The following is a 19,737-nucleotide window of genomic DNA, read 5'->3' as shown; positions in this document are numbered from 1 at the left end:
TTTTGAAATAGGTCATATCATAGAATTGTAACTAATTATCACCTGGATTATTCTCTAAAAAGTAATATGAGCGTATGTACTTTGAAGCTCTTCAATTTTATGCTGCAATTTTTCTAAAAAACGTTGATGTGCCAATGAATCTGGATTGAAGGTTTTATGCTGTAGCCCCTTATGAATGTTTTCAACTGCTTTTATAGTTCCAAAAGCAGACTGCGAGATCCAAACACTTTTAAATTGTTCCCAAATATATTGAATGGCCAAGGGGCTAGGATGTACCATATCATCCTTATAAAAGCGATAATCCCTGAGCTCGTCCATCATGATTTCATAAGAAGGAAAGTAAGAGCAATCAACTTTTTTAATAAAAACAGGATTATTTAAAACTTGATGAATGGCTGAAATTAAGTGAGACTTACTTTGAGTATTAGCAACATAGCCATCTTTTAAATGCCTTACTGGAGACACTGTAAAAATAATCGATACTTTTGTGTTTAACTGGTTAATAAAACTAACCATATTATTAATGGACTCTACTATAGAATCGACAGATAATAATTTCTTTTGAAACTCTTTTTGAGGAACTTTATGGCAATTAGCCACAACCTTATTACTTTTTACATGTTCGTAAACCCATGCTGTGCCCAATGTAATGACAATATGCGACGCTTTTTTAATTTGATTTCGAGCTAATGCAACTTGCTCATTCAACGAATTCAACAAACCTGCTTTACTAGCATTACTTATAGCAGAATGTGCCTTGTAACAGTGCCATTGTTCATTATGACAAAAGACATCCTTACTAGAAAATACGTTTTCAGAAACGACATCATTTAGCAACGATTCAATCGCTTTGGGATGAAATAGAATCCCGAATGGATTTTGATAAGTTTTGAACTTAAAATAAGTTAACTTATTCCCGATATTTTCGGAAAAACATGAGCCCACTAAAAATACATTTGAATGATAGTCTATTTGTTTTTTAGACCGCGGTTCTAGTGGTATTTTAGTTTGTAGTTTCAAAGTTAAGAAAGATAATCCTTCGCTTTATTAAGTGCCTCATCAATGCCTTCTGGGTTTTTACCTCCTGCCGTTGCAAAGAAAGGTTGGCCACCACCACCACCTTGAATATATTTCCCTAATTCCCGAACTACTTGCCCTGCATTCAACCCTTTATTGGCTACGAGTTCTTTTGAGATGTAACATGACAACAAAGCCTTCCCTTTTTGCTCGGTTCCAAACAGCAAGAACAAATTGTCAAACTGACTTCCTAATTCGAATGCCACATCTTTTAAACCGCCAGCATCTAAGTCAAGTTTCTTAGCCAAAAATTGTACGCCATTAATCTCCTGAAGATCACTTTTAAGCTGTGCTTTAATATGCTTTGCTTTATCTTTTAGTAAAAGCTCTATTTCTTTTTTAAGTGCGGTATTTTCTTCCTGCAGATTTTTAAGTGCTTTTACTGGCTCTTTGGTGTTATTTAGCAAATCTTTCATTTCAAAAAACGCTCTATTATTTTCAAAATAAAAGTCTTTTACAGCATCGTTAGTAATGGCCTCAATACGTCTTATTCCAGCAGCTACAGCGCCTTCAGAAACTATTTTAAAGTGCCAAATATCTGATGTGTTTTTTACGTGTGTTCCTCCACAAAGCTCAATAGAGTTTCCAAACCTAATGGCTCGCACAGTATCCCCATATTTCTCACCAAACAAACTCATAGCGCCCTCTGCAATGGCTTCTTCTTTTGGAATCCTTCTCTTTTCAATAAGTGGTAATTTCCCTTCTATTCTTCTATTAACAAATTGCTCAACATCTCGCAATTCTTCTACTGTTAATTTAGAAAAATGCGAAAAATCAAATCGTAAATACTTCGAATGTACGGCACTACCTTTCTGCTCAACATGAGTTCCTAAAACTTCTCGCAATGCTTGGTGCAACAAGTGCGTAGCCGTATGATTACATTCGGTTCTATGGCGTTGTTTAGAATCAACAACCGCTTTAAAATTCTCTTCTAAATGATTTGGTAAATTTTTAGCAAAATGAATAATTACATTATTCTCTTTTTTAGTATCTAGGATATACACCACATCGCCATAAGCATCTTCTAAATAGCCTTTATCTCCAACTTGCCCGCCTCCTTCTGGATAAAAAGGTGTTAAATTAAATACAAGTTGATACATATCGCCGTCTTTTTTCGAGCTAACCTTTCGGTATCTGGTAAGCTTTACATGTGCTTCTAAGTTATCATATCCCACAAATTCCTCTTCAGAATCCTCGGAAAGAACAGTCCAATCATCCGTAGACATCTCACTAGCTGCGCGCGATCTATTTTTTTGCTTCTGTAGCTCTTTATTAAAACCTGCTTCATCTAGGCTTAATCCCTTTTCAGACAAAATGAGTGCGGTTAAATCGATTGGAAACCCATAAGTATCATACAATTCAAAAGCCTTTTCTCCTGATACCATGCCTCCTTCAGTCTCATCAACTATTCTATTAAGAAGTATTAAACCCTGATCTAAAGTTCTAAGGAATGATTGTTCCTCTTCTTTTATGACATTTTCAATTAAATGTTTTTGAGACTTCAATTCAGGAAAAGCTTCTCCCATTCTTTTGCTCAACACATCAACCAATCTGTAAATAAACGGTTCCTTTTTATCTAAAAAAGTAAACCCATAACGAACCGCTCGACGTAAAATACGTCTTATTACATAGCCTGCACCCGTGTTGCTTGGTAATTGCCCATCAGCTATAGAAAATGCAACTGCTCTCACATGGTCAGAAATAACGCGAATTGCAATGTCTATCTTCTCATTTTTCGCATATTGTTTACTCGAAATGGTTTCAATCTCTCTAATTAGCGGTGTAAACACATCGGTATCATAATTAGATTGCACGCCCTGAAGCACCATACATAGGCGCTCAAAGCCCATGCCTGTATCAATATGCTTGTTTGGTAAGCTCTCTAACGATCCGTTAGCCTTTCGGTTATATTGCATGAAAACTAAATTCCATATTTCAACCACCTGGGGATGATCCTTATTAACCAATTCTTTCCCTGAAACCTTGTCCTTTTCTTCCGCAGATCTAATGTCTACATGAATTTCACTGCAAGGTCCGCATGGACCTTGATCTCCCATTTCCCAGAAATTATCTTTTTTATTTCCTTTAAGAATACGGTCTTCAGATATAAATTCTTTCCAGAAATTATAAGCTTCGGTATCCATACCGATTCCATCTTCTTCACTACCTTCAAAAACGGTAACATATAAAATGTCTTTTTCTATACCATAGACCTCCGTAAGTAGTTCCCAAGCCCAAGCAATAGCTTCTTTTTTAAAATAATCACCAAAACTCCAGTTACCAAGCATTTCAAATAATGTGTGATGGTAAGTATCGTAACCAACCTCTTCAAGGTCATTATGCTTTCCTGAAACACGCAAACACTTTTGTGTATCGGCTATTCTATTATTTTTTGGCTCTGCATTTCCTAAAAAATACTCTTTAAAAGGTGCCATGCCTGAATTTACAAACATTAGCGTGGGATCATCTTTTAAAACCATAGGTGCAGAAGGCACAATACTGTGCTTCTTATCGGCAAAAAAACTTAAAAACTTAGAGCGAATTTCTTGTGACTTCATGTATTCCTTTTAAAAATGCTGCTTTGATTATTTTACTATTTAATGCAAAACAATTTTTATATTTACGCTGCAAATTTATTTTAAATTTTAACAGCTATACCTTCAAACAACCTATTATCGAAAACAGGATAATAATTTTTTTGTAGGTTTGTTCGTTTACTTACTAAATTGAAGGTATTTGTAGCCCTCAATTTTTCAGCAAAAATAGCATATTTTAACTAATGAGTAAGGTAAAATATTATTACGATTCAGATACGCTTTCATACAGAAAAATAGAGCGCAAAAAACGTACTACCTTTAAGTATGCGATGATATTTCTTTTAGCTGCGGCTTTTTTCGCTTTTATTTTTGTGTTTGTTGGCAGCCAATATATCGAGTCTCCTAAAGAGCGCGCCCTAAAACGGGAATTGCAAAATGCCCAATTGCAGTTTGAATTGCTTAACAAAAAAATGGAACATGCCGAAGCTGTTTTATCAAATATTGCAGATAGAGACAATACAATTTACCGCGTTTATTTTGAAGCCAACCCCATTCCAGACGAACAGCGACGAGCTGGTTTTGGTGGTATAAACAGGTACAAAAATCTTGAAGGTTTTGATAATTCCAAACTTATTATTGAAAGCAATAAACGTCTTGATATTTTACAGAAACAAATTGTAATACAATCTAAATCGTTAGATGAAATTGCTTCCCTTGCTGCAGAAAAAGAAAAATTATTGGCAGCCATTCCTGCCATTCAACCAGTTAGCAATGAAGACCTTACTAGGATGGCTTCTGGTTACGGTATGCGTTCGGACCCTTTTACTAAAGTAAGAAAAATGCATAAGGGTATGGATTTTACTGCGCCCAGAGGTACTCCTATTTATGCCACTGGTGACGGCGTTGTTAAAAGAGCGGATTCTAGAGCTACCGGTTATGGAAAACATATTAGAATAGACCATGGCTACGGGTATATGAGTTTATATGCGCATTTGTATAAATACAATGTAAAGAGAAACCAAAAAGTTAAGCGTGGAGATTTAATCGGTTTTGTTGGTAGTACAGGGCGCTCGCAAGCTCCGCACCTACATTATGAAATTCACAAAGATAAGAAAGCTATTAACCCCATTAATTTTTATTATGGAAGTTTAACGGCCGATGAATTTAACAAGTTATTAGAACATGCTTCATTGGAAAATCAATCCTTAGATTAATGCATATAGACCTACCAGAAAAAAGATACTATGGCATTGGCGAAGTCGCTAAAGCTTTTAATGTAAACACATCTCTTATACGTTTTTGGGAAAAAGAATTTGATGCTTTAAAACCAAAAAAGAACGCTAAAGGAAATAGAAAATTCACTCCAGACGACATAAAAAACCTTAAGTTGATTTTTCACCTTGTTAAAGAACGGGGTTTCACCCTTGAAGGCGCCAAAATTCATTTAAAAGAAGGTAAAAAGGAAACACTTACCAATTTTGAAATTATTAGTAAGCTAGAAGATGTCAAAGATCAATTGATTAAAATTAAGAAACACTTGTAACTTTTTTTTAAGACTGGTGTCTAATGAATACTATTTAACAAATTATTCAAAAATAAATTATCATGAAAAAATTTTTACCATGGATTATTGTTGCCGTAGTTATTTTCGGGATTTACTCTTGGGTTAAGGGCTTTAACAACACGGCTGTGAACCTTAAGGAAGACGCAACAAAAACTTGGGCTAATGTTGAAAGCAGTTATCAAAGAAGAAATGACCTTATTGGAAACCTTGTAAAAACCGTTCAAGGCGCAGCAGATTTTGAGAGAGGAACCTTAAAAGATGTTATTGAAGCTAGGGCTAAAGCTACTTCCATGAATATTGACCCTTCTAATTTAAGCGCAGAACAAATGGCCAAATTTAGTGAAGTTCAAAGTGGCTTGTCTGGAGCTTTGAAAAGCTTATTGGTAACGGTGGAACGCTATCCAGATTTAAAAGCCAATCAAAACTTTTTAGAACTACAAAGTCAACTAGAAGGCACTGAAAACAGAATAAACGTAGCCAGAGACCGGTTTAATGAGGCGGTCACCCCATATAATAAGCATATCAAAACATTTCCCAACTCTTTACTGGCAGGTGTTTTAAACTTTGACGATATGAGTTATTACAAATCTGAAGCTGGTAGCGAAAAAGCGCCCGATGTAGATTTTGACTTTAACTAACAATTAGAATATCGTTAGTGATGTCAAAAATAGAAAACTTCCTCACCGCTGAAGAAGAGCAGGATATTATTGAAGCTATTCGCTTAGCAGAACTTAATACTTCTGGCGAAATTAGAGTTCATATAGAAAAAAACTCAGATGGCGATGCTTCCTCTAGGGCTTTAGAAGTGTTCCATATTCTTAAAATGGATAATACAAAGCTTAAAAACGCGGTGCTTATTTATGTTGCTGTGGAAGATAGAACCTTTGTAATTTATGGTGATGAAGGCATAAACAAGGTTGTAGAACCAGATTTTTGGGATTGTACTAAAGATATTATGCAAACACATTTTAAAAACAATGCGTTTAAGGAAGGGTTAGTGCAGGGAATTTTAAGATCTGGCGAACGTTTGAAAACATATTTCCCTTACCAGGATGACGATACTAACGAACTAAGCAACGAGATATCAAAAGGATGATATTGAAAAACAAAACATCAATATATATCACTAAAAATATATTAATTTTTGGTCTTGTAGCTTTACTCTCAGTAGCTACAGGATTCGCTCAGTTTGACATCCCTGAAAAGCCAGATTTTCAAACTAGTGTTTATGATTATAGCAACCTACTATCTTTAGGAGATAAAAACCGTTTAGAACAAAAACTCATTAGGTATTCCGATACCACCTCAACACAAATAGTTGTAGCCATTATCAATTCTACGAATGGGGAAAACATTAATTATTTGGGTGCCCAATGGGGCCAAAAATGGGGTATTGGTCAAGCGAAAGAAGATAATGGTATTTTAATTCTTCTTGCTAAAAACGATAGACGTATTGCCATTAATACGGGCTACGGTATTGAACACCTATTAACAGATGCCCTCTCTAAGCGCATTATTGAGCGCGATATTATTCCTTTTTTTAAACGAAATGACTATTCCGGTGGACTAAATCGTGGTGCTGATGCTATTTTTGAAGTTCTTAATGGAGAATACAAAGGCACCAGAAAAGGGAATAAAGATGAATTTCCAGCTGGATTTATATTTCTCTTGATTGTAATATTCATTATTATTTTAATATCCATTTCAAAAAATAAGCGCGGTGGACGCGGTAGCGGTGGCAGACGCTCAGGAGGTTTAGATATTTGGGACGCCATAATTCTGAGTAATATGGGACGCGGTAACTATCGCGGTGGCTCTAGCGGTTGGGGTGGAAGCTCGGGAGGCAGTTTTGGTGGTGGCGGATTTGGCGGTGGCTTTGGCGGCGGTGGCTTTGGCGGCGGTGGTGCATCTGGAGGTTGGTAAAAAACTATTCTGATTAAATAAGAATTCACATAGACGTATAAAAAAAAGGAGAGATTGATATCTCTCCTTTTTTTTTTAAACTCTTTTTATTGCACTATGAAATAGCACTATTTATCCAGTTCTTCTTTTAAAATGCGTTTTAAAGACTCATTTGATCCTGGTCTCAGTTTAGACTTAACGATGCCGCCCTTTCGGTCAACAAGAGTATAATGTGGTATTCCTGAAATATTAAATTTTTGTTTTAAGTAATTCCACTCATCGTTTGATACCCGGTAATGTTCCCCTTTTATATTAGCAATGGCATTTTTCCAGGTGCCTTCTGGTGAGCTTGGATTAGTTACATATAAGAATACAACATCTTCATCTTTCATCATTTCTTTTAAGGGTGCAACTCTTTTTATACCCGATTTACAAGGCCCACACCAGGTTGCCCAAAAATCAACGTAAACCACTTTGCCCTTAAACTTTTCAAGCATGGCATCAAAAAGATCATCGCCTTCCGTTCGTTCAACGTTATGAACAGTATAGCCACCTTTAGTTTTATTAATTTCAATTTTTTCTTTGGTTTGCTCATTACATAATGCCAAATAATTTTTCAAAAATGGCGTATTTAATTCTTGCTGAGCACTCACTAAGGCTTCATCACTATACACTGCGTAATCTTCTAATGGCATACAAAGATCTTGCATCTTTATAACATCGAACATAAAAGCGTCCTCCTTTTCAAAAAATGCTTTAAGCTTTTTATCGCGAACTGCGCTTCTTCGTGCCCTGTAAATATCGGAACTATTGTCACTGAATTTTTCATAAAATGGTTGAGAAACATCTTTAAATTTTTGATTAAACAAATGCTCCTTTTCAATTTCCTTTGGGGTTTTTAATACTCGCAACGCTTCTACCATTTCTGTTTCCTCATTAGTTATCTCAATATCTTTTTCTTCGAAATAGTCTACAACACTAAGAATAAAATGACCTCGATAAGGCCTATCTTCTGCTCTTAGATAGGCCGAAACATCCTTGAAATGTCCCCTATATTTTTTATAAAACCCTTGTTCCACATCACCATACTTTTTTTCAAAATTAGCTTCTTTAGCCCGTATTTCTGGTGTCTCAATTTGCTTACTAAACTCCACCATATTTAATTCTTCTGGGGTGAGTTCAACACCTTGTTTTAGTAACCCATCGGCCATTTCAACTTTTGAAAGCTTTGAGTTCCGCTGCGTTTTAAACAAATCGACATACATTAATCGGTTTACAAAAAAGTAATAACTATTTGACAAGGTGTAAAGACGATTATCTGCAACATCTTTGGGTAAGAAATCATAGTAACTCTTACTAATCTCAAACTCTCGATATGGCATTTTATCGGCCTCTTTTTTAACTTTTTTGTTTTTACGTTGTAAAGAGCTGCGGTACATGTCATATCCCAAAAGTTCTTGATAAAAACTTAGCTCCAAATCTATTTTTTTAATTTGTAACCCCTTTTGACTAGCACTATTATTTTTTTGATAATCGGCAAGTTTGTTAAGTGCTTTTTCTCTTAATTCAGAACACATTTTTTTGTAATCTTCGGGAGTGGTTTCTCCAATTTTCTTTCGCGCTTTAGTACCCAAATATAGTCTGATATCATTTAGCGCATTTAGATCTGAATTTACCCGTGCATTCGCTCCCATAAACAAAGACGCCCTATTATTAATATAGTGAAATGTTTCTTTCTTTGGCTCTACAAATACCGTATAAGACATAGGCCCCATTCTTACAAATACGGTCTGCGGATGTGTTAATGGGAATTCCAACCTAAAGCTACCATCATTATTAATTTTAATCAGATGCGATTCTTGCCCTCCTTTAAACGCATTGTTCACATGAATCATTGCTGTTTTTTGTTTCAATCGATCTGAAAACCCTTTGATCATTCCAGAATAAGTGGCATAGCCTGGGCTAAATACTACATTTTCAAACTCAACATCGTCTTCAAACTTAAAATTTGGATTAAATATTTTAGTTAAACTATAACTTTCAAGGGCTTTAGGCGTTTTTCCAAAAGTCACAGTGCCGTCCTTTCCTAATTTCGCATAAATGGTTCTTTCTTTTTTTTCTCTTTCTAAGACTATAGCATACTTTTTTCCTTTCTTTTCTATGGATTTGTAAGTCCATATAGCACCATCTACAATGGCATATTTCGAATTAAAACCATAATCCCATCGATTACTACCATTTGCTAAAAGCCAATTACCACGAAGTTCTTTTGGCACCAAAAAGCTATTTTTATCTTCTTGTATGACTATATCATGAACAATCCAGCCACGTTCTTTAGCCACCCCAAAGTCAATTGTCTTTACTGTTTTATCGAGCGGCGCAAAATATAACTGATAGGTAACTTCGCCCGATTCTGGAAAATAATTTCTTTTAAACGTTGCACCTGTAACTTTGGTAACAAACTGTTTGTTACCTCCGTTCAAATTTTGAATGTAAGATTCTTTGGGTATATGAAAATACCCCCATGGCAGTTTTTTTAACTTGAAATGCAATACCGTAGTAGTATCCAGTATTTCAATTTTGGTAATTTCTCCTGGGATTGTAGAGACCCCATACTCTGGGTTTTCAATACTTCTTTGTGAGTAAGCATACAGTGTTATTAAACCCAAGCAAAGAATGGAAATGATTTTTTTCATAAATGATAGTTTAGTTGATTGATGTTTGAAATTTAAATTGTCCTGGGAGACATGATTCGTTATTACAGGACATGTAGTTAATAATGCCCTCTAGAGTAAAAGGGTTTGTATGAATTCGTTTTATGCGTTGCTTAAAAACCGCTTTGTGTTCAAAATATGTTACGGTCATTTGGAATACTTCCTCATAAACCTCTTTTCCTTTTTCCTCTGAAGGTTGGCCAATAACCCTGTAAGCCTCACTGGGAACAAATGTAAACCTAGTGGGAAGTGGTCCATCTTCTGGGACGTGCTGCGAATACAAGTGCCAACCACTACTAATACCAGCGGTAAAAACAATATCGTATTCGTCGGCGGCAATGCTCTCGATAGAAGTGGTCCACTGAACAGGTTGTAAAACTTGAGAAAAAGAAAATACTGAAAAGAGAATAATTAGATTTGATACAATCTTCATATATACAATTAATAGCTAAACTATTAACGAATATAAAACATCAATCGTATGATTATTCTTAAAAAAAACCTAATAATTTGTAAAACACTTACTTCTTACGCATATAGACACTAATGGGCACCCCATTAAACCCAAAATTTTCGCGAAGTTTATTTTCTAAAAAACGTTTATATGGATCTTTTATGTACTGGGGTAGGTTACAGAAAAAAGCAAACTGCGGTTGCGGTGTGGGCAATTGCATGATGTATTTAATTTTCACAAACTTGCCCTTGTAGGCTGGTGGCGGATAGTTATCAATAATAGGCAAAAGCACGTCATTAAGTTCGCTGGTTTTAATTTTTTTACTTCTGTTTTTATATACCTCGACAGCCGTTTCAATCGCTTTAAAAATACGTTGTTTTGTTAAAGCTGAAATAAAAACCACGGGGACGTCTGTAAAAGGTTCCATTTGTTTTTTTATAGCCCTTTCGTATTCTTTGACAGATTTATGATCCTTTTCAACCAAATCCCATTTATTCACCAGAACAACAATGCCTTTTCTGTTGCGTTCGGCTAACCAAAATATATTTTGAACCTGCCCATCAAATCCTCTATTGGCATCCAATACCAATAGGCATACATCGGCATGTTCTATAGCTCTTACGCTACGCATTACGGAATAAAACTCTAAATCTTCCTTAACCTTTGACTTTCTTCTTATTCCAGCAGTATCCACTAAATTAAACTCGAAACCAAATCGGTTATACCTTGTGTCTATAGCATCTCGCGTGGTTCCTGCAATATCTGTTACAATGTATCGATCTTCGCCTATAAGCGCATTTATAAACGACGATTTTCCAGCATTAGGACGTCCTACCACAGCAAAACGTGGTAAATCTTCTTCTATTATCTCTTCCTTTTCAGGCAAAGCCTCTACCAAAGCATCTAATAGCTCTCCGGTACCACTTCCATTTATACTAGCTATCGTGTAATACTCGCCTAAGCCAAGTGAATAAAACTCTACGGCATCCTCAGCGCGCTTTCCATTATCCACCTTATTAACTACTAAAAAAACAGGTTTATCAACGCGTCTCAGCAATTTGGCAACATCTTCATCCATTCCTGTTACACCAGACTCTACATCGACCATAAAAATAATGGCATCGGCCTCATCAATTGCCAATTCTACCTGCCTATCTATTTCCGCTTCAAAAATATCATCGCTTCCAAGTACATAGCCTCCAGTATCAATAAGTGAAAACTCTTTACCATTCCAATCACTCTTACCATAATGGCGATCTCTGGTTACACCGCTTACAGCATCTACAATGGCCTCTCGTCTTTGAATTAAACGATTAAAAAACGTTGACTTTCCAACATTCGGTCTTCCTACAATGGCAACAATACTACTCATAATCAATTTTTAAGTGTAACAGATTCACATTGACTAATTTGCTGTGCTCTGAAAACTTTTGCAAAAATAGGAAATATACTTAACGACAGGTCTTTTTACCTCATAAAGAATAATATTTATAAATCTCAAAAAAAGTAGTACTTTATGAAACCAAAACGAAACTGAAAATGGCATTATCAAACGATATTGTTTTACGACCACGATTTAAGATTGAAGTAGCGCGCTATAATCAAGCCATTTTAAGTGATTTTAGAAATGTAAAAACCACGCAATCAAGGTTTATTGTTACGAGGGTTGACGACCATGTTTTTATAAAATTCCCGAAAAAAAAACAGACTTTTTGGTCCCCACAGCTACATCTTGAAATTAATAAAGTAGACGAAAACAATAGCGTTATCCATGGCTTATTTGGCCCTAACCCTACGGTTTGGACCATGTTTATCTTTTTACATTTTTTGGTTGCTACAGCCTTTCTTGTTTTAGGTATTTGGGCCTACAGTGAATGGTCGTTAGGCAAAAATGTAGCTTTGCAAGTTAGCCTCATGGTGCTTATGATTGTTATTTGGATTGCTTTGTATTTTGCCGGGAGCATTGGAAAAGCATCCAGCAAACAGGAAATGCATGCTTTAAACAATTTTATGTATCGGGTTATAGGAGAAGAGAAACCGAGTTAATCATTTCTTTTTTAAAACTATTTGTGGTCATCATTAATTATTATACCCAAATCGTTTTAATTGGTTTTGATTGCTACGCCAATTTTTATTGACCTTAACATAAAGTTCAATATGAATTTGTTTCCCAAAGAAATGCTCTAAATCTTTTCTAGCCTCCATACCAACGCGCTTTAAAGCACTGCCCTTATGACCAATAATAATTCCTTTTTGGGTTTCTCGCTCTACCATAATTACAGAACGCACCTTTATAATATGGTCTTCTTCAAGAAACTCTTCGGTATCAACTTCTACAGCATAAGGAATTTCTTTTTTGTAATGCATTAAAATTTTCTCCCTTATGGTTTCATTTATAAAAAAACGCTCCGGTTTATCAGTTAACTGGTCTTTTGGATAAAACGGCGGCGAATCAGGCAATAATTCTATAATTCTATTGAATACTTCTTTTACATTAAATCCTTCAAGGGCAGACACTGGAAATATTTCTGCATTGGGCACTTTGCTTGCCCAAAGTTGCACTTGAGTTTCTAATTGCTCTTGATCTGATTTATCAATTTTATTTAACAACAATAACACTGGAATTTTGGACGACGTAATTTTATTGAAAAAGCCCTCGTCTTTCAAAGCTTGCTCTCCTATTTCAACCATGTAAATAAGCACATCGGCATCCTCGAAGGCAGATTTAACAAAACCCATCATAGATTCTTGCAGCTCGTAGGCAGGTTTTATAATCCCAGGGGTATCGCTTAGTACTACTTGAAAATCATCACCATTTACAATTCCAAGAATACGATGCCTAGTGGTTTGTGCTTTGGAAGTAATTATAGATAATTTCTCCCCAACAAAAGCATTCATTAGCGTAGACTTCCCCACATTAGGATTTCCAATAATATTTACAAAACCAGCTTTATGACTCATTAATTTTAAATTTAATTTACTGCAAAGTTACAACTTGATTGATTATTCTTGTATAAGCTAACAAAAACAAAAAAGCAGGAAGATGTCTTCCTGCTTGCCTAATTTTTATCGCTGTTACAAAGTTACTTAACTTCTATTAGCTCTACATCAAAGATTAATGTTGCAAAAGGTTCAATAGCACCTCCTGGTCTTGGATTAGCACCATAAGCCAACTCTTGAGGAATAAAAAATTTATATTTAGCACCTTCTTTCATTAATTGTAAACCTTCTGTCCAGCCTTTTATTACTTGTGATACACCAAACTCTGCAGGTTCTCCTCTATCAACAGAACTATCAAAAACAGTTCCATCAATTAATGTCCCATGATAATGAACTTTAACGTTAGATATTGCTGTAGGTTGCGCTCCTGTTCCTTCCTTTAACACAATATACTGTAAACCACTCTCGGTTGTTTGCACTCCATCTTTAGATTTATTTTCAGCTAAAAAAGCCTCACCTTCTTCTTTATTCTTTTCTCCTGCAGCTACACGCTCTGCAGCTTGTTGTTGTTGCTTTTTCTGAAAATAAGCCTGAATGACTCTTTGTGCATCAGCCGGTTCCAAAAGAACATCGGTAGAATCAGAACCATTAATAAAACCTTGAACAAACAACTCGCCATCAAATTCATCAAAACTAGTTTTCACATTTCTTGCAACGTCTAAACCTATAGCATAACTTACAGAATCCAGTTCTGTCTTTAAAGGCTTTTTAGTAACACCACTTTTATTACAAGATACTACTAGTAAAACCATTGACACTAGACTTAAAAACTTCATTATTTTCATCGTTAATTTTATTTTTTGTTTGACGCCAAAAGTAACAAATTTATAGAGAGTAAAAAAAGAAATTAAATTATGCTTCTAATAAGCGATAAACTATAAATTTTGCATTCTAAATAATCTAATAAAATAAAAAGGAGTCATATATTATATGACTCCTTTTAACTAAAAATACAAATATTAAGTAAAAACTACTTTCTTACCTTTTTAACGATTGCCAAAGCTGCTCTAACATCTTCCTCAAGCTTAGCATAATCTTTATTTGCTATAATATCTTTGGAAATTAATTTTGATCCCATTCCTACACAAGTTACACCGGCATCAAACCATCCTTTAAGATTTTCTTCTGTAGGAGACACGCCTCCTGTTGGCATTATACTTGTCCAAGGTTGTGGTCCTTTTATGCCTTTTACGAACTGAGGACCATATATATCTCCTGGGAATAACTTGACAATTTCACACCCTAACTCTTCAGCTTTAGTGATTTCCGTTAAAGTCCCACATCCTGGAGACCATAGTACCTTTTTACGATTACATGCTATTGCAATGTCTTCTCTAAGCACTGGAGTTACAACAAAGTTTGCTCCTAATGCCATATATAATGATGCAGCAGCAGCGTCCGTTACAGAACCAACACCCATAATCATTCCTGGTAATTCTGCAACAGCATATTTGGTTAATTCCCCAAAAACCTCATGAGCAAAATCACCACGTGCGGTAAACTCCATTAAACGAGCTCCACCGTCATAACATGCTTTCAAAACTTTTTTACTTAACTCGATATCACTGTTAAAAAACAAAGGAATCATCCCTGTTTCTTTCATAGCTTGCGCTACTTCTATTCTTGAAAATTGTGCCATTTTCTTTACTGTTTAATTGTTGATTCGTTTATTTGTTGAACTGCTAAACCGAATAAACGATCTAACAGATTAACAATTAAACACTTTTTTATCTAGCTACACGTCCAGAAGCGTCACCTCCCATTAATTTTTCAACTTCAGCCACAGTCACTAAATTAGCATCGCCTTTAATAGTGTGTTTTAAACAAGATGCAGCCACTGCAAAATCTAATGCATTTTGGTCGTCTTCTGGGTATTTTAATAATCCGTAGATTAATCCACCCATAAATGAATCACCTCCACCTACTCTATCGACAATATCCGTTATTTGGTATTGACGTGTTTCATACATTTTAGAACCATCATATAATACGCCTGCCCATGTATTATGAGACGCAGAGATAGAACCTCTAAGCGTTGTAATTACCTTTTTAGCTCTTGGGAATTTTTCCATCATCTGTTGACAAACTGATAAAAACGCTTCTGCTTTTACATCATGCCCTTGCGTTTGAACAGTAATTCCCTCTGGTTTAATTCCAAAGTGCATTTCGGCATCCTCTTCATTTCCTAGAACTACATCACAGTATGATGTTAATTCTGTCATGATAGCTTCTCTATGTGCGGCATCACAATATTTCCATAATTTTGCACGGTAATTTAAATCGGTAGAGATTGTAATACCCTTTGCACTTGCAGCTTTTACAGCTTCTAAACACACATCTGCAGCACCTTGAGAGATAGCAGGTGTAATACCAGTCCAATGAAACCACTCACAGCCTTCAAACACCTCATCCCAATTAATCATTCCTGACTCAATTTCTGAAATAGCAGAATGCGCTCTATCATAAACCACCTTCGACCCTCTTGAAACCGCTCCTGTTTCTAAGAAATAGATCCCTAATCGATCTCCTCCATAAACAATCTTGTCTACACCAACACCTCTTTTGCGCATTTCCATCATAGCACACTCACCAATATCATTTTTTGGTAAACGCGTTACAAAATCTACATCTACACCGTAATTTGCAAGTGATACGGCCACGTTCGATTCTCCTCCTCCATAAATAGCATCAAAACTATTCGCTTGTGAAAATCTTAAAAATCCTTGAGGAGCTAATCTTAACATGATCTCTCCAAATGTTACTACTTTTGCCATTTGTTTAACTCTTATTTTTTTAATTTACAATAGTTGTTTAAACGTTTAACCATTATTCCTAAAAAAAACAAAACCTAATAAATTCCTTTTGGTTTTGTTTATAATTTACTAACGTAGTATATTTGCTTAAACGTTCAAGCAAAGGTATAAAAAAAATAAATATCAAAAAGAAAACTACCATAAAAGATATTGCTAACGTCTTAAATATCTCTGCAGCAGCGGTTTCTAAGGCTTTACATGACGACTCTCGAATAAGCGCTAAGACAAAAAAAGCCGTAAAACAAGTTGCAAAAAACCTGAATTACCAGCCAAATCACCTTGCAAGCGCATTGCGAAGTGGAAAAAGTAACTTGGTTGGGGTTATTGTACCTAGAACCAATAGCAACTTTTTTTCGTCGGTTATTCAAAGTATGGAAGAGGTACTTAATAAGGAGGGGTATAACATTATAATTACCCAGTCCAATGAATCGTATAAGAAAGAATGTGACAGTATAGACACCTTATTATTTACGCAAGTTGATGGTATTATTGCCTCTATGGCTAACGAAACGGTAGACTTAAAGCATTTTGAAAAAGTAAAATCCAAGGGCATACCCTTAATACTTTTTGATCGTGGTGAAAACGATTTAAATGTAGATTACATAGGTATTAATGATTACCAAAGCAGCCATATGATTGTTGAACATTTAGTTAAGCAAGGCTGCAAACGTATTGCCCATATAGGAGGTTTTAAGCGTACCAGAATTTTTAACAACAGAATTAAAGGTTATATTGACGCTTTAAAAAAGCACCAACTACCCTTGGATGACGAACTTCTTATTGAAAGTAGCTTAACCATAAAAGAAGGTCGAAAAAAAATGGCCGAATTACTTCAATTAAAACATAGGCCAGATGCGGTTTATGTAGCAGGAGATTATGCTGCGCTTGGAGCCTTGCAGGTTATGAACGAGCAAAATATAAATATGCCTAATGATATTGCTTTGGTTGGTTTTGGCAACGAACCTTTCACAGCCATGGTAACGCCCTCTATAACAAGTATCGAACAACATAGTACAGACATTGGCAAACAGGCGGCCAAAACATTTTTAGCCTACACCGAAAAAACTAATATTAAGCAAAAACTCAATAAAATAATATTGGATGCGGAATTAGTTGTTAGGGACTCTTCTAAAAAAGAGCAGTAAAAAGGTTCCACTTGGATAAAAGTATTGCTAAAAATAATGCTACAACTTTTCTAGTCTTATTTTGTAATTTTAAAAGTTATCATGATAAATATTTTTTTGTTTCACACTTTTGAACTTATCCTTCTTACATAACAGGACAGCCCTATTGAAAAACCCCTAGTTATTTTTATTTTTTTTAATAAAAAATGAATATCTTTTATCAAATTTTAAAAGAGAGTAATATCATGAAAACAAAACTTACAATTACAATGCTATTTCTAATAGCTTTTTCTTTAAATGCTTTTGCACAAAAAGATGTTTCAGATAAATCGGCCAAAGCCATGGAAGAATTGAAAAAAACTAATAAAAAGATTAATAAATATTTTTCAAGCGCTTATGGATACGCTGTTTTTCCATCAATAGGTAAAGGTGGTTTAGGAGTTGGAGGTGCCACTGGAAATGGAACTATTTATAAAGGAGGCGCCGTGGTAGGAGATTGTAAAATGTCTCAATTAACGGTTGGATTCCAAGCTGGGGGACAGTCTTATTCGGAAGTAATATTTTTTAAAAACAAAGAAGCCTTTGATCGTTTTACAGGAAATAAGTTCGAGTTTTCTGCACAAGCAACTGCCGTTGCAGTTACAGAAGGCGCTTCATTTGATGTAGATTACAGAGATGGAATTTTAATTTTCACCCATGCAAAAGGAGGCTTAATGTATGAAGCTTCTGTAGGGGGACAAAAATTTAAAACTGTAATGCGCTAAGTTTTTTTATCACAGATATCAATAATAAAACCGCTCAGCTTTTTGAGATTACTGAGCGGTTTCAAACTAACCAAACTAACTATATGAAAAACTTACTATTCTTATCTTGTATTAATAACAGGGTACATTCCTATTAAAACCCCTATTTATTTTTGTTATTATTTTTCTGGTTCTATTTAGGTTAGCACTAACGTCTTACCAAGGTTTGATAATGCACCTTGTCGTTTTGTACAAACTTAATAACATACTGCCCAGAATCTAGATTACCTCCAAAACGGTAAATTGTATCATGAACTTGACCTGGCGTATAGGTTTCTCCCATTACCTTTTCCCCATATTCATCTAAAACCGTCATTTCTATTTCATGAATGGTATTTGTTGTTTCCAGCTTAAAATTAAAATCATACATAGAAATAACTGGCCAAACCTGAGCCGTAAGGCTATCGGCCTTTTTGTTAGGCTCTGTTAATACCAAAGTATCATCTATAGCGATGCCAGCAGCATTTTGTGCATAAAAGGGAAAACAATTTAGTAAAACAAAAACTAAAGCTGCCCATACTATCCTTTTTTTACGGTGTAATGTTGTCGTTTTCATAAGCTATATTTTTTTTCTGAATTCCCTTAACTAGTCATTGTTGTATATGGCTTAATAAAACCATTCCTAATTCGAGGCCATACCTTCAGTTTGACTAAGTTATTAAAACCCTAATTGTTAACACATTGACAACGTACTGAGCCGACAAAAGTAAGAGGTGAAACGTCCTAAATCAAACCTGAACTTACAGGATTCCACAAAAAAACCGCTCAGTGTTTTGAGATGACTGAGCGGTTTCAAACTAACCAAACTAACTATATGAAAAACTTACTATTCTTGTCTTGTATTAATATCAGGGAACAATTCTCTTAAAACCCCTATTTATTTTATCTTTTGTTATTATTTCTATTCAAATATAACGCTACCACTAGTTTGTAACGCTTAGTTTTAAAGTGAAGTCTCCCAATTTACAGGTCAAGCTTACTTTGTGACACTTAAAACAAACTGACTAAACTTAATTTAATGAAACAAAGTCTGAATACCCTGTTTCTAAAAGCGTTCCAAAGATTGCTTTTTCCTCATATTTTGCATTTTCCCAATCAATATTATCAACATCTACTTTACGAATTTGGTGGTTGTCGTAAGTACGGAAGTAATAATCTGCATTTTTCGTATCCGAAACGATGCTATACCCAACCATTTGAGGCGCTTCATCTAACCATTTCCAGTAAAGCGTACCTCGTGGTATATCGAACATATTAACCATAGACCATGCTGTGTTTACGGCGTCTAAGTCAGATTTAATAACAGACTTATCTAAAACATAATTAAGTGCTGCAGCCTGCTTAAAGCGTCCCACTGGCGACTTATCGAATCCTGGGAACTGGCTTTCAGACCATTTAACTGTACCTGTATCAAGTGTTTCTCCTTGAAGATTCAACATACTGTGAACATGAGTTAATTGCTCTTGATAGATTGGATCGTTTGACATAGCACCAACATGGTTTTCGAAGATCTCGGGATAACCAGAACCGTCTTGCCACTCAACAACGATACGACGCTCTTTATCAACTATAGAAAAATGCATCCCCACCTCTACATTATTTGCCACAGCAATCTTAGTAGTAGAGACTGTAGCCTATCCCTTTTTAGGACACCTCTAAATTCGACAAAAAATTGTTATTAAGGTCAGATTTGGAGATTAAATTTATTTCATCTTCAAATCTGGGCATAAATTCTACAGGGGATTTATT

Annotated in this window: 19 protein-coding genes; 8 read left to right on the top strand and 11 right to left on the bottom strand. The window is 35.3% G+C overall.

Annotated elements, in window-relative coordinates:
- Positions 1–54 precede the first annotated feature (54 nt).
- Positions 55–1,020 (bottom strand): GSCFA domain-containing protein, encoded by a 966-nt coding sequence (locus tag E5D58_RS14690; RefSeq protein WP_136483113.1) that lies wholly within the window; start codon positions 1,018–1,020, stop codon positions 55–57.
- Positions 1,021–1,022: 2 nt separating this feature from the next.
- Entirely contained in the window at positions 1,023–3,635 is a 2,613-nt protein-coding gene (gene alaS / locus E5D58_RS14685) for an alanine--tRNA ligase (RefSeq protein WP_136483111.1), read from the bottom strand.
- 221 nt (positions 3,636–3,856) lie between these two features.
- Between alaS and E5D58_RS14680 the strand changes: the two genes are divergently transcribed.
- From E5D58_RS14680 to E5D58_RS14660, 5 genes are all read left to right on the top strand, one after another.
- A complete protein-coding gene (locus tag E5D58_RS14680) occupies positions 3,857–4,828 on the top strand; it encodes a M23 family metallopeptidase (RefSeq protein ID WP_136483109.1) in 972 nt (323 codons plus the stop codon).
- Positions 4,828–5,157, top strand: a complete 330-nt coding sequence (locus tag E5D58_RS14675) for a MerR family transcriptional regulator (RefSeq protein ID WP_136483107.1) — start codon at positions 4,828–4,830, stop codon at positions 5,155–5,157. The genes E5D58_RS14680 and E5D58_RS14675 overlap by 1 nt, the downstream gene beginning before the upstream one ends.
- A 62-nt stretch (positions 5,158–5,219) precedes the next feature.
- Positions 5,220–5,816, top strand: a complete 597-nt coding sequence (locus tag E5D58_RS14670; RefSeq protein WP_136483105.1) for a LemA family protein — start codon at positions 5,220–5,222, stop codon at positions 5,814–5,816.
- 20 nt (positions 5,817–5,836) lie between these two features.
- Entirely contained in the window at positions 5,837–6,274 is a 438-nt protein-coding gene (locus E5D58_RS14665) for a TPM domain-containing protein (RefSeq protein ID WP_136483103.1), read from the top strand.
- Positions 6,271–7,101, top strand: a complete 831-nt coding sequence (locus E5D58_RS14660; protein WP_136483101.1) for a TPM domain-containing protein — start codon at positions 6,271–6,273, stop codon at positions 7,099–7,101. The genes E5D58_RS14665 and E5D58_RS14660 overlap by 4 nt, the downstream gene beginning before the upstream one ends.
- Positions 7,102–7,208: 107 nt before the next feature.
- On the opposite strand, the gene E5D58_RS14655 is transcribed toward E5D58_RS14660, so the two are convergent.
- The 3 genes from E5D58_RS14655 to der form a co-directional block, all read right to left on the bottom strand.
- A complete protein-coding gene (locus E5D58_RS14655) occupies positions 7,209–9,776 on the bottom strand; it encodes a TlpA family protein disulfide reductase (RefSeq protein ID WP_136483099.1) in 2,568 nt (855 codons plus the stop codon).
- Between the two features lie 10 nt (positions 9,777–9,786).
- Positions 9,787–10,227, bottom strand: a complete 441-nt coding sequence (locus E5D58_RS14650; RefSeq protein WP_136483097.1) for a protein-disulfide reductase DsbD domain-containing protein — start codon at positions 10,225–10,227, stop codon at positions 9,787–9,789.
- 88 nt (positions 10,228–10,315) lie between these two features.
- A complete protein-coding gene (gene der, locus E5D58_RS14645) occupies positions 10,316–11,620 on the bottom strand; it encodes a ribosome biogenesis GTPase Der (protein WP_136483095.1) in 1,305 nt (434 codons plus the stop codon).
- Positions 11,621–11,787: 167 nt separating this feature from the next.
- Between der and E5D58_RS14640 the strand changes: the two genes are divergently transcribed.
- The gene (locus E5D58_RS14640) at positions 11,788–12,294 is read left to right on the top strand and encodes a GTP-binding protein (protein ID WP_136483093.1); all 507 of its coding nucleotides are present in this window, start codon (positions 11,788–11,790) and stop codon (positions 12,292–12,294) included.
- Positions 12,295–12,327: 33 nt separating this feature from the next.
- Here E5D58_RS14640 and era read toward each other — a convergent pair whose 3' ends face one another.
- The 4 genes from era to E5D58_RS14620 all read right to left on the bottom strand — a co-directional run bounded on the left by era (position 12,328) and on the right by E5D58_RS14620 (position 16,022).
- Positions 12,328–13,209 (bottom strand): GTPase Era, encoded by an 882-nt coding sequence (gene era, locus E5D58_RS14635; RefSeq protein WP_136483091.1) that lies wholly within the window; start codon positions 13,207–13,209, stop codon positions 12,328–12,330.
- Positions 13,210–13,331: 122 nt separating this feature from the next.
- Entirely contained in the window at positions 13,332–14,000 is a 669-nt protein-coding gene (locus E5D58_RS14630; RefSeq protein ID WP_235835934.1) for an FKBP-type peptidyl-prolyl cis-trans isomerase, read from the bottom strand.
- 218 nt (positions 14,001–14,218) lie between these two features.
- Positions 14,219–14,887: a bifunctional 4-hydroxy-2-oxoglutarate aldolase/2-dehydro-3-deoxy-phosphogluconate aldolase gene (locus E5D58_RS14625; protein ID WP_136483087.1), complete on the bottom strand. Its 669-nt coding sequence runs from the start codon at positions 14,885–14,887 to the stop codon at positions 14,219–14,221.
- Positions 14,888–14,975: 88 nt separating this feature from the next.
- The gene (locus E5D58_RS14620) at positions 14,976–16,022 is read right to left on the bottom strand and encodes a sugar kinase (RefSeq protein ID WP_136483085.1); all 1,047 of its coding nucleotides are present in this window, start codon (positions 16,020–16,022) and stop codon (positions 14,976–14,978) included.
- 122 nt (positions 16,023–16,144) lie between these two features.
- Here E5D58_RS14620 and E5D58_RS14615 point away from each other — a divergent pair, with 122 nt between their 5' ends.
- On the top strand, positions 16,145–17,206 hold the full coding sequence (locus E5D58_RS14615) for a LacI family DNA-binding transcriptional regulator (RefSeq protein WP_235835933.1): 1,062 nt from the start codon (positions 16,145–16,147) through the stop codon (positions 17,204–17,206).
- 224 nt (positions 17,207–17,430) lie between these two features.
- Entirely contained in the window at positions 17,431–17,949 is a 519-nt protein-coding gene (locus E5D58_RS14610; protein WP_136483082.1) for a lipid-binding SYLF domain-containing protein, read from the top strand.
- A 187-nt stretch (positions 17,950–18,136) separates the two neighbouring features.
- Here E5D58_RS14610 and E5D58_RS14605 read toward each other — a convergent pair whose 3' ends face one another.
- Together E5D58_RS14605 and E5D58_RS14600 are read right to left on the bottom strand one after the other, a co-directional pair.
- A complete protein-coding gene (locus tag E5D58_RS14605; RefSeq protein ID WP_136483080.1) occupies positions 18,137–18,544 on the bottom strand; it encodes a hypothetical protein in 408 nt (135 codons plus the stop codon).
- Positions 18,545–18,998: 454 nt separating this feature from the next.
- Positions 18,999–19,595 carry a linear amide C-N hydrolase gene (locus tag E5D58_RS14600; protein WP_168796705.1) on the bottom strand — a complete coding sequence of 199 codons (597 nt, stop codon included), beginning with the start codon at positions 19,593–19,595 and terminating at the stop codon, positions 18,999–19,001.
- Positions 19,596–19,737: the final 142 nt, after the last annotated feature.

This window comes from Cognatitamlana onchidii, assembly GCF_004804355.1.
In the GTDB taxonomy this organism is placed as follows: domain Bacteria; phylum Bacteroidota; class Bacteroidia; order Flavobacteriales; family Flavobacteriaceae; genus Cognatitamlana; species Cognatitamlana onchidii.
Note: the sequence above shows the minus strand (reverse complement) of the source record. Positions and strands in the feature narration are given on the sequence as shown.

Coding starts and splice junctions, on each gene's coding strand:
- alaS (WP_136483111.1), bottom strand. CDS start 3,635: ATGAAGTCACAAGAAATTCGCTCTAAGTTTTTAAGTTTTTTTGCCGAT.
- E5D58_RS14680 (WP_136483109.1), top strand. CDS start 3,857: ATGAGTAAGGTAAAATATTATTACGATTCAGATACGCTTTCATACAGA.
- E5D58_RS14675 (WP_136483107.1), top strand. CDS start 4,828: ATGCATATAGACCTACCAGAAAAAAGATACTATGGCATTGGCGAAGTC.
- E5D58_RS14670 (WP_136483105.1), top strand. CDS start 5,220: ATGAAAAAATTTTTACCATGGATTATTGTTGCCGTAGTTATTTTCGGG.
- E5D58_RS14665 (WP_136483103.1), top strand. CDS start 5,837: ATGTCAAAAATAGAAAACTTCCTCACCGCTGAAGAAGAGCAGGATATT.
- E5D58_RS14660 (WP_136483101.1), top strand. CDS start 6,271: ATGATATTGAAAAACAAAACATCAATATATATCACTAAAAATATATTA.
- E5D58_RS14655 (WP_136483099.1), bottom strand. CDS start 9,776: ATGAAAAAAATCATTTCCATTCTTTGCTTGGGTTTAATAACACTGTAT.
- E5D58_RS14650 (WP_136483097.1), bottom strand. CDS start 10,227: ATGAAGATTGTATCAAATCTAATTATTCTCTTTTCAGTATTTTCTTTT.
- der (WP_136483095.1), bottom strand. CDS start 11,620: ATGAGTAGTATTGTTGCCATTGTAGGAAGACCGAATGTTGGAAAGTCA.
- E5D58_RS14640 (WP_136483093.1), top strand. CDS start 11,788: ATGGCATTATCAAACGATATTGTTTTACGACCACGATTTAAGATTGAA.
- era (WP_136483091.1), bottom strand. CDS start 13,209: ATGAGTCATAAAGCTGGTTTTGTAAATATTATTGGAAATCCTAATGTG.
- E5D58_RS14630 (WP_235835934.1), bottom strand. CDS start 14,000: ATGGTTTTACTAGTAGTATCTTGTAATAAAAGTGGTGTTACTAAAAAG.
- E5D58_RS14625 (WP_136483087.1), bottom strand. CDS start 14,887: ATGGCACAATTTTCAAGAATAGAAGTAGCGCAAGCTATGAAAGAAACA.
- E5D58_RS14620 (WP_136483085.1), bottom strand. CDS start 16,022: ATGGCAAAAGTAGTAACATTTGGAGAGATCATGTTAAGATTAGCTCCT.
- E5D58_RS14610 (WP_136483082.1), top strand. CDS start 17,431: ATGAAAACAAAACTTACAATTACAATGCTATTTCTAATAGCTTTTTCT.
- E5D58_RS14605 (WP_136483080.1), bottom strand. CDS start 18,544: ATGAAAACGACAACATTACACCGTAAAAAAAGGATAGTATGGGCAGCT.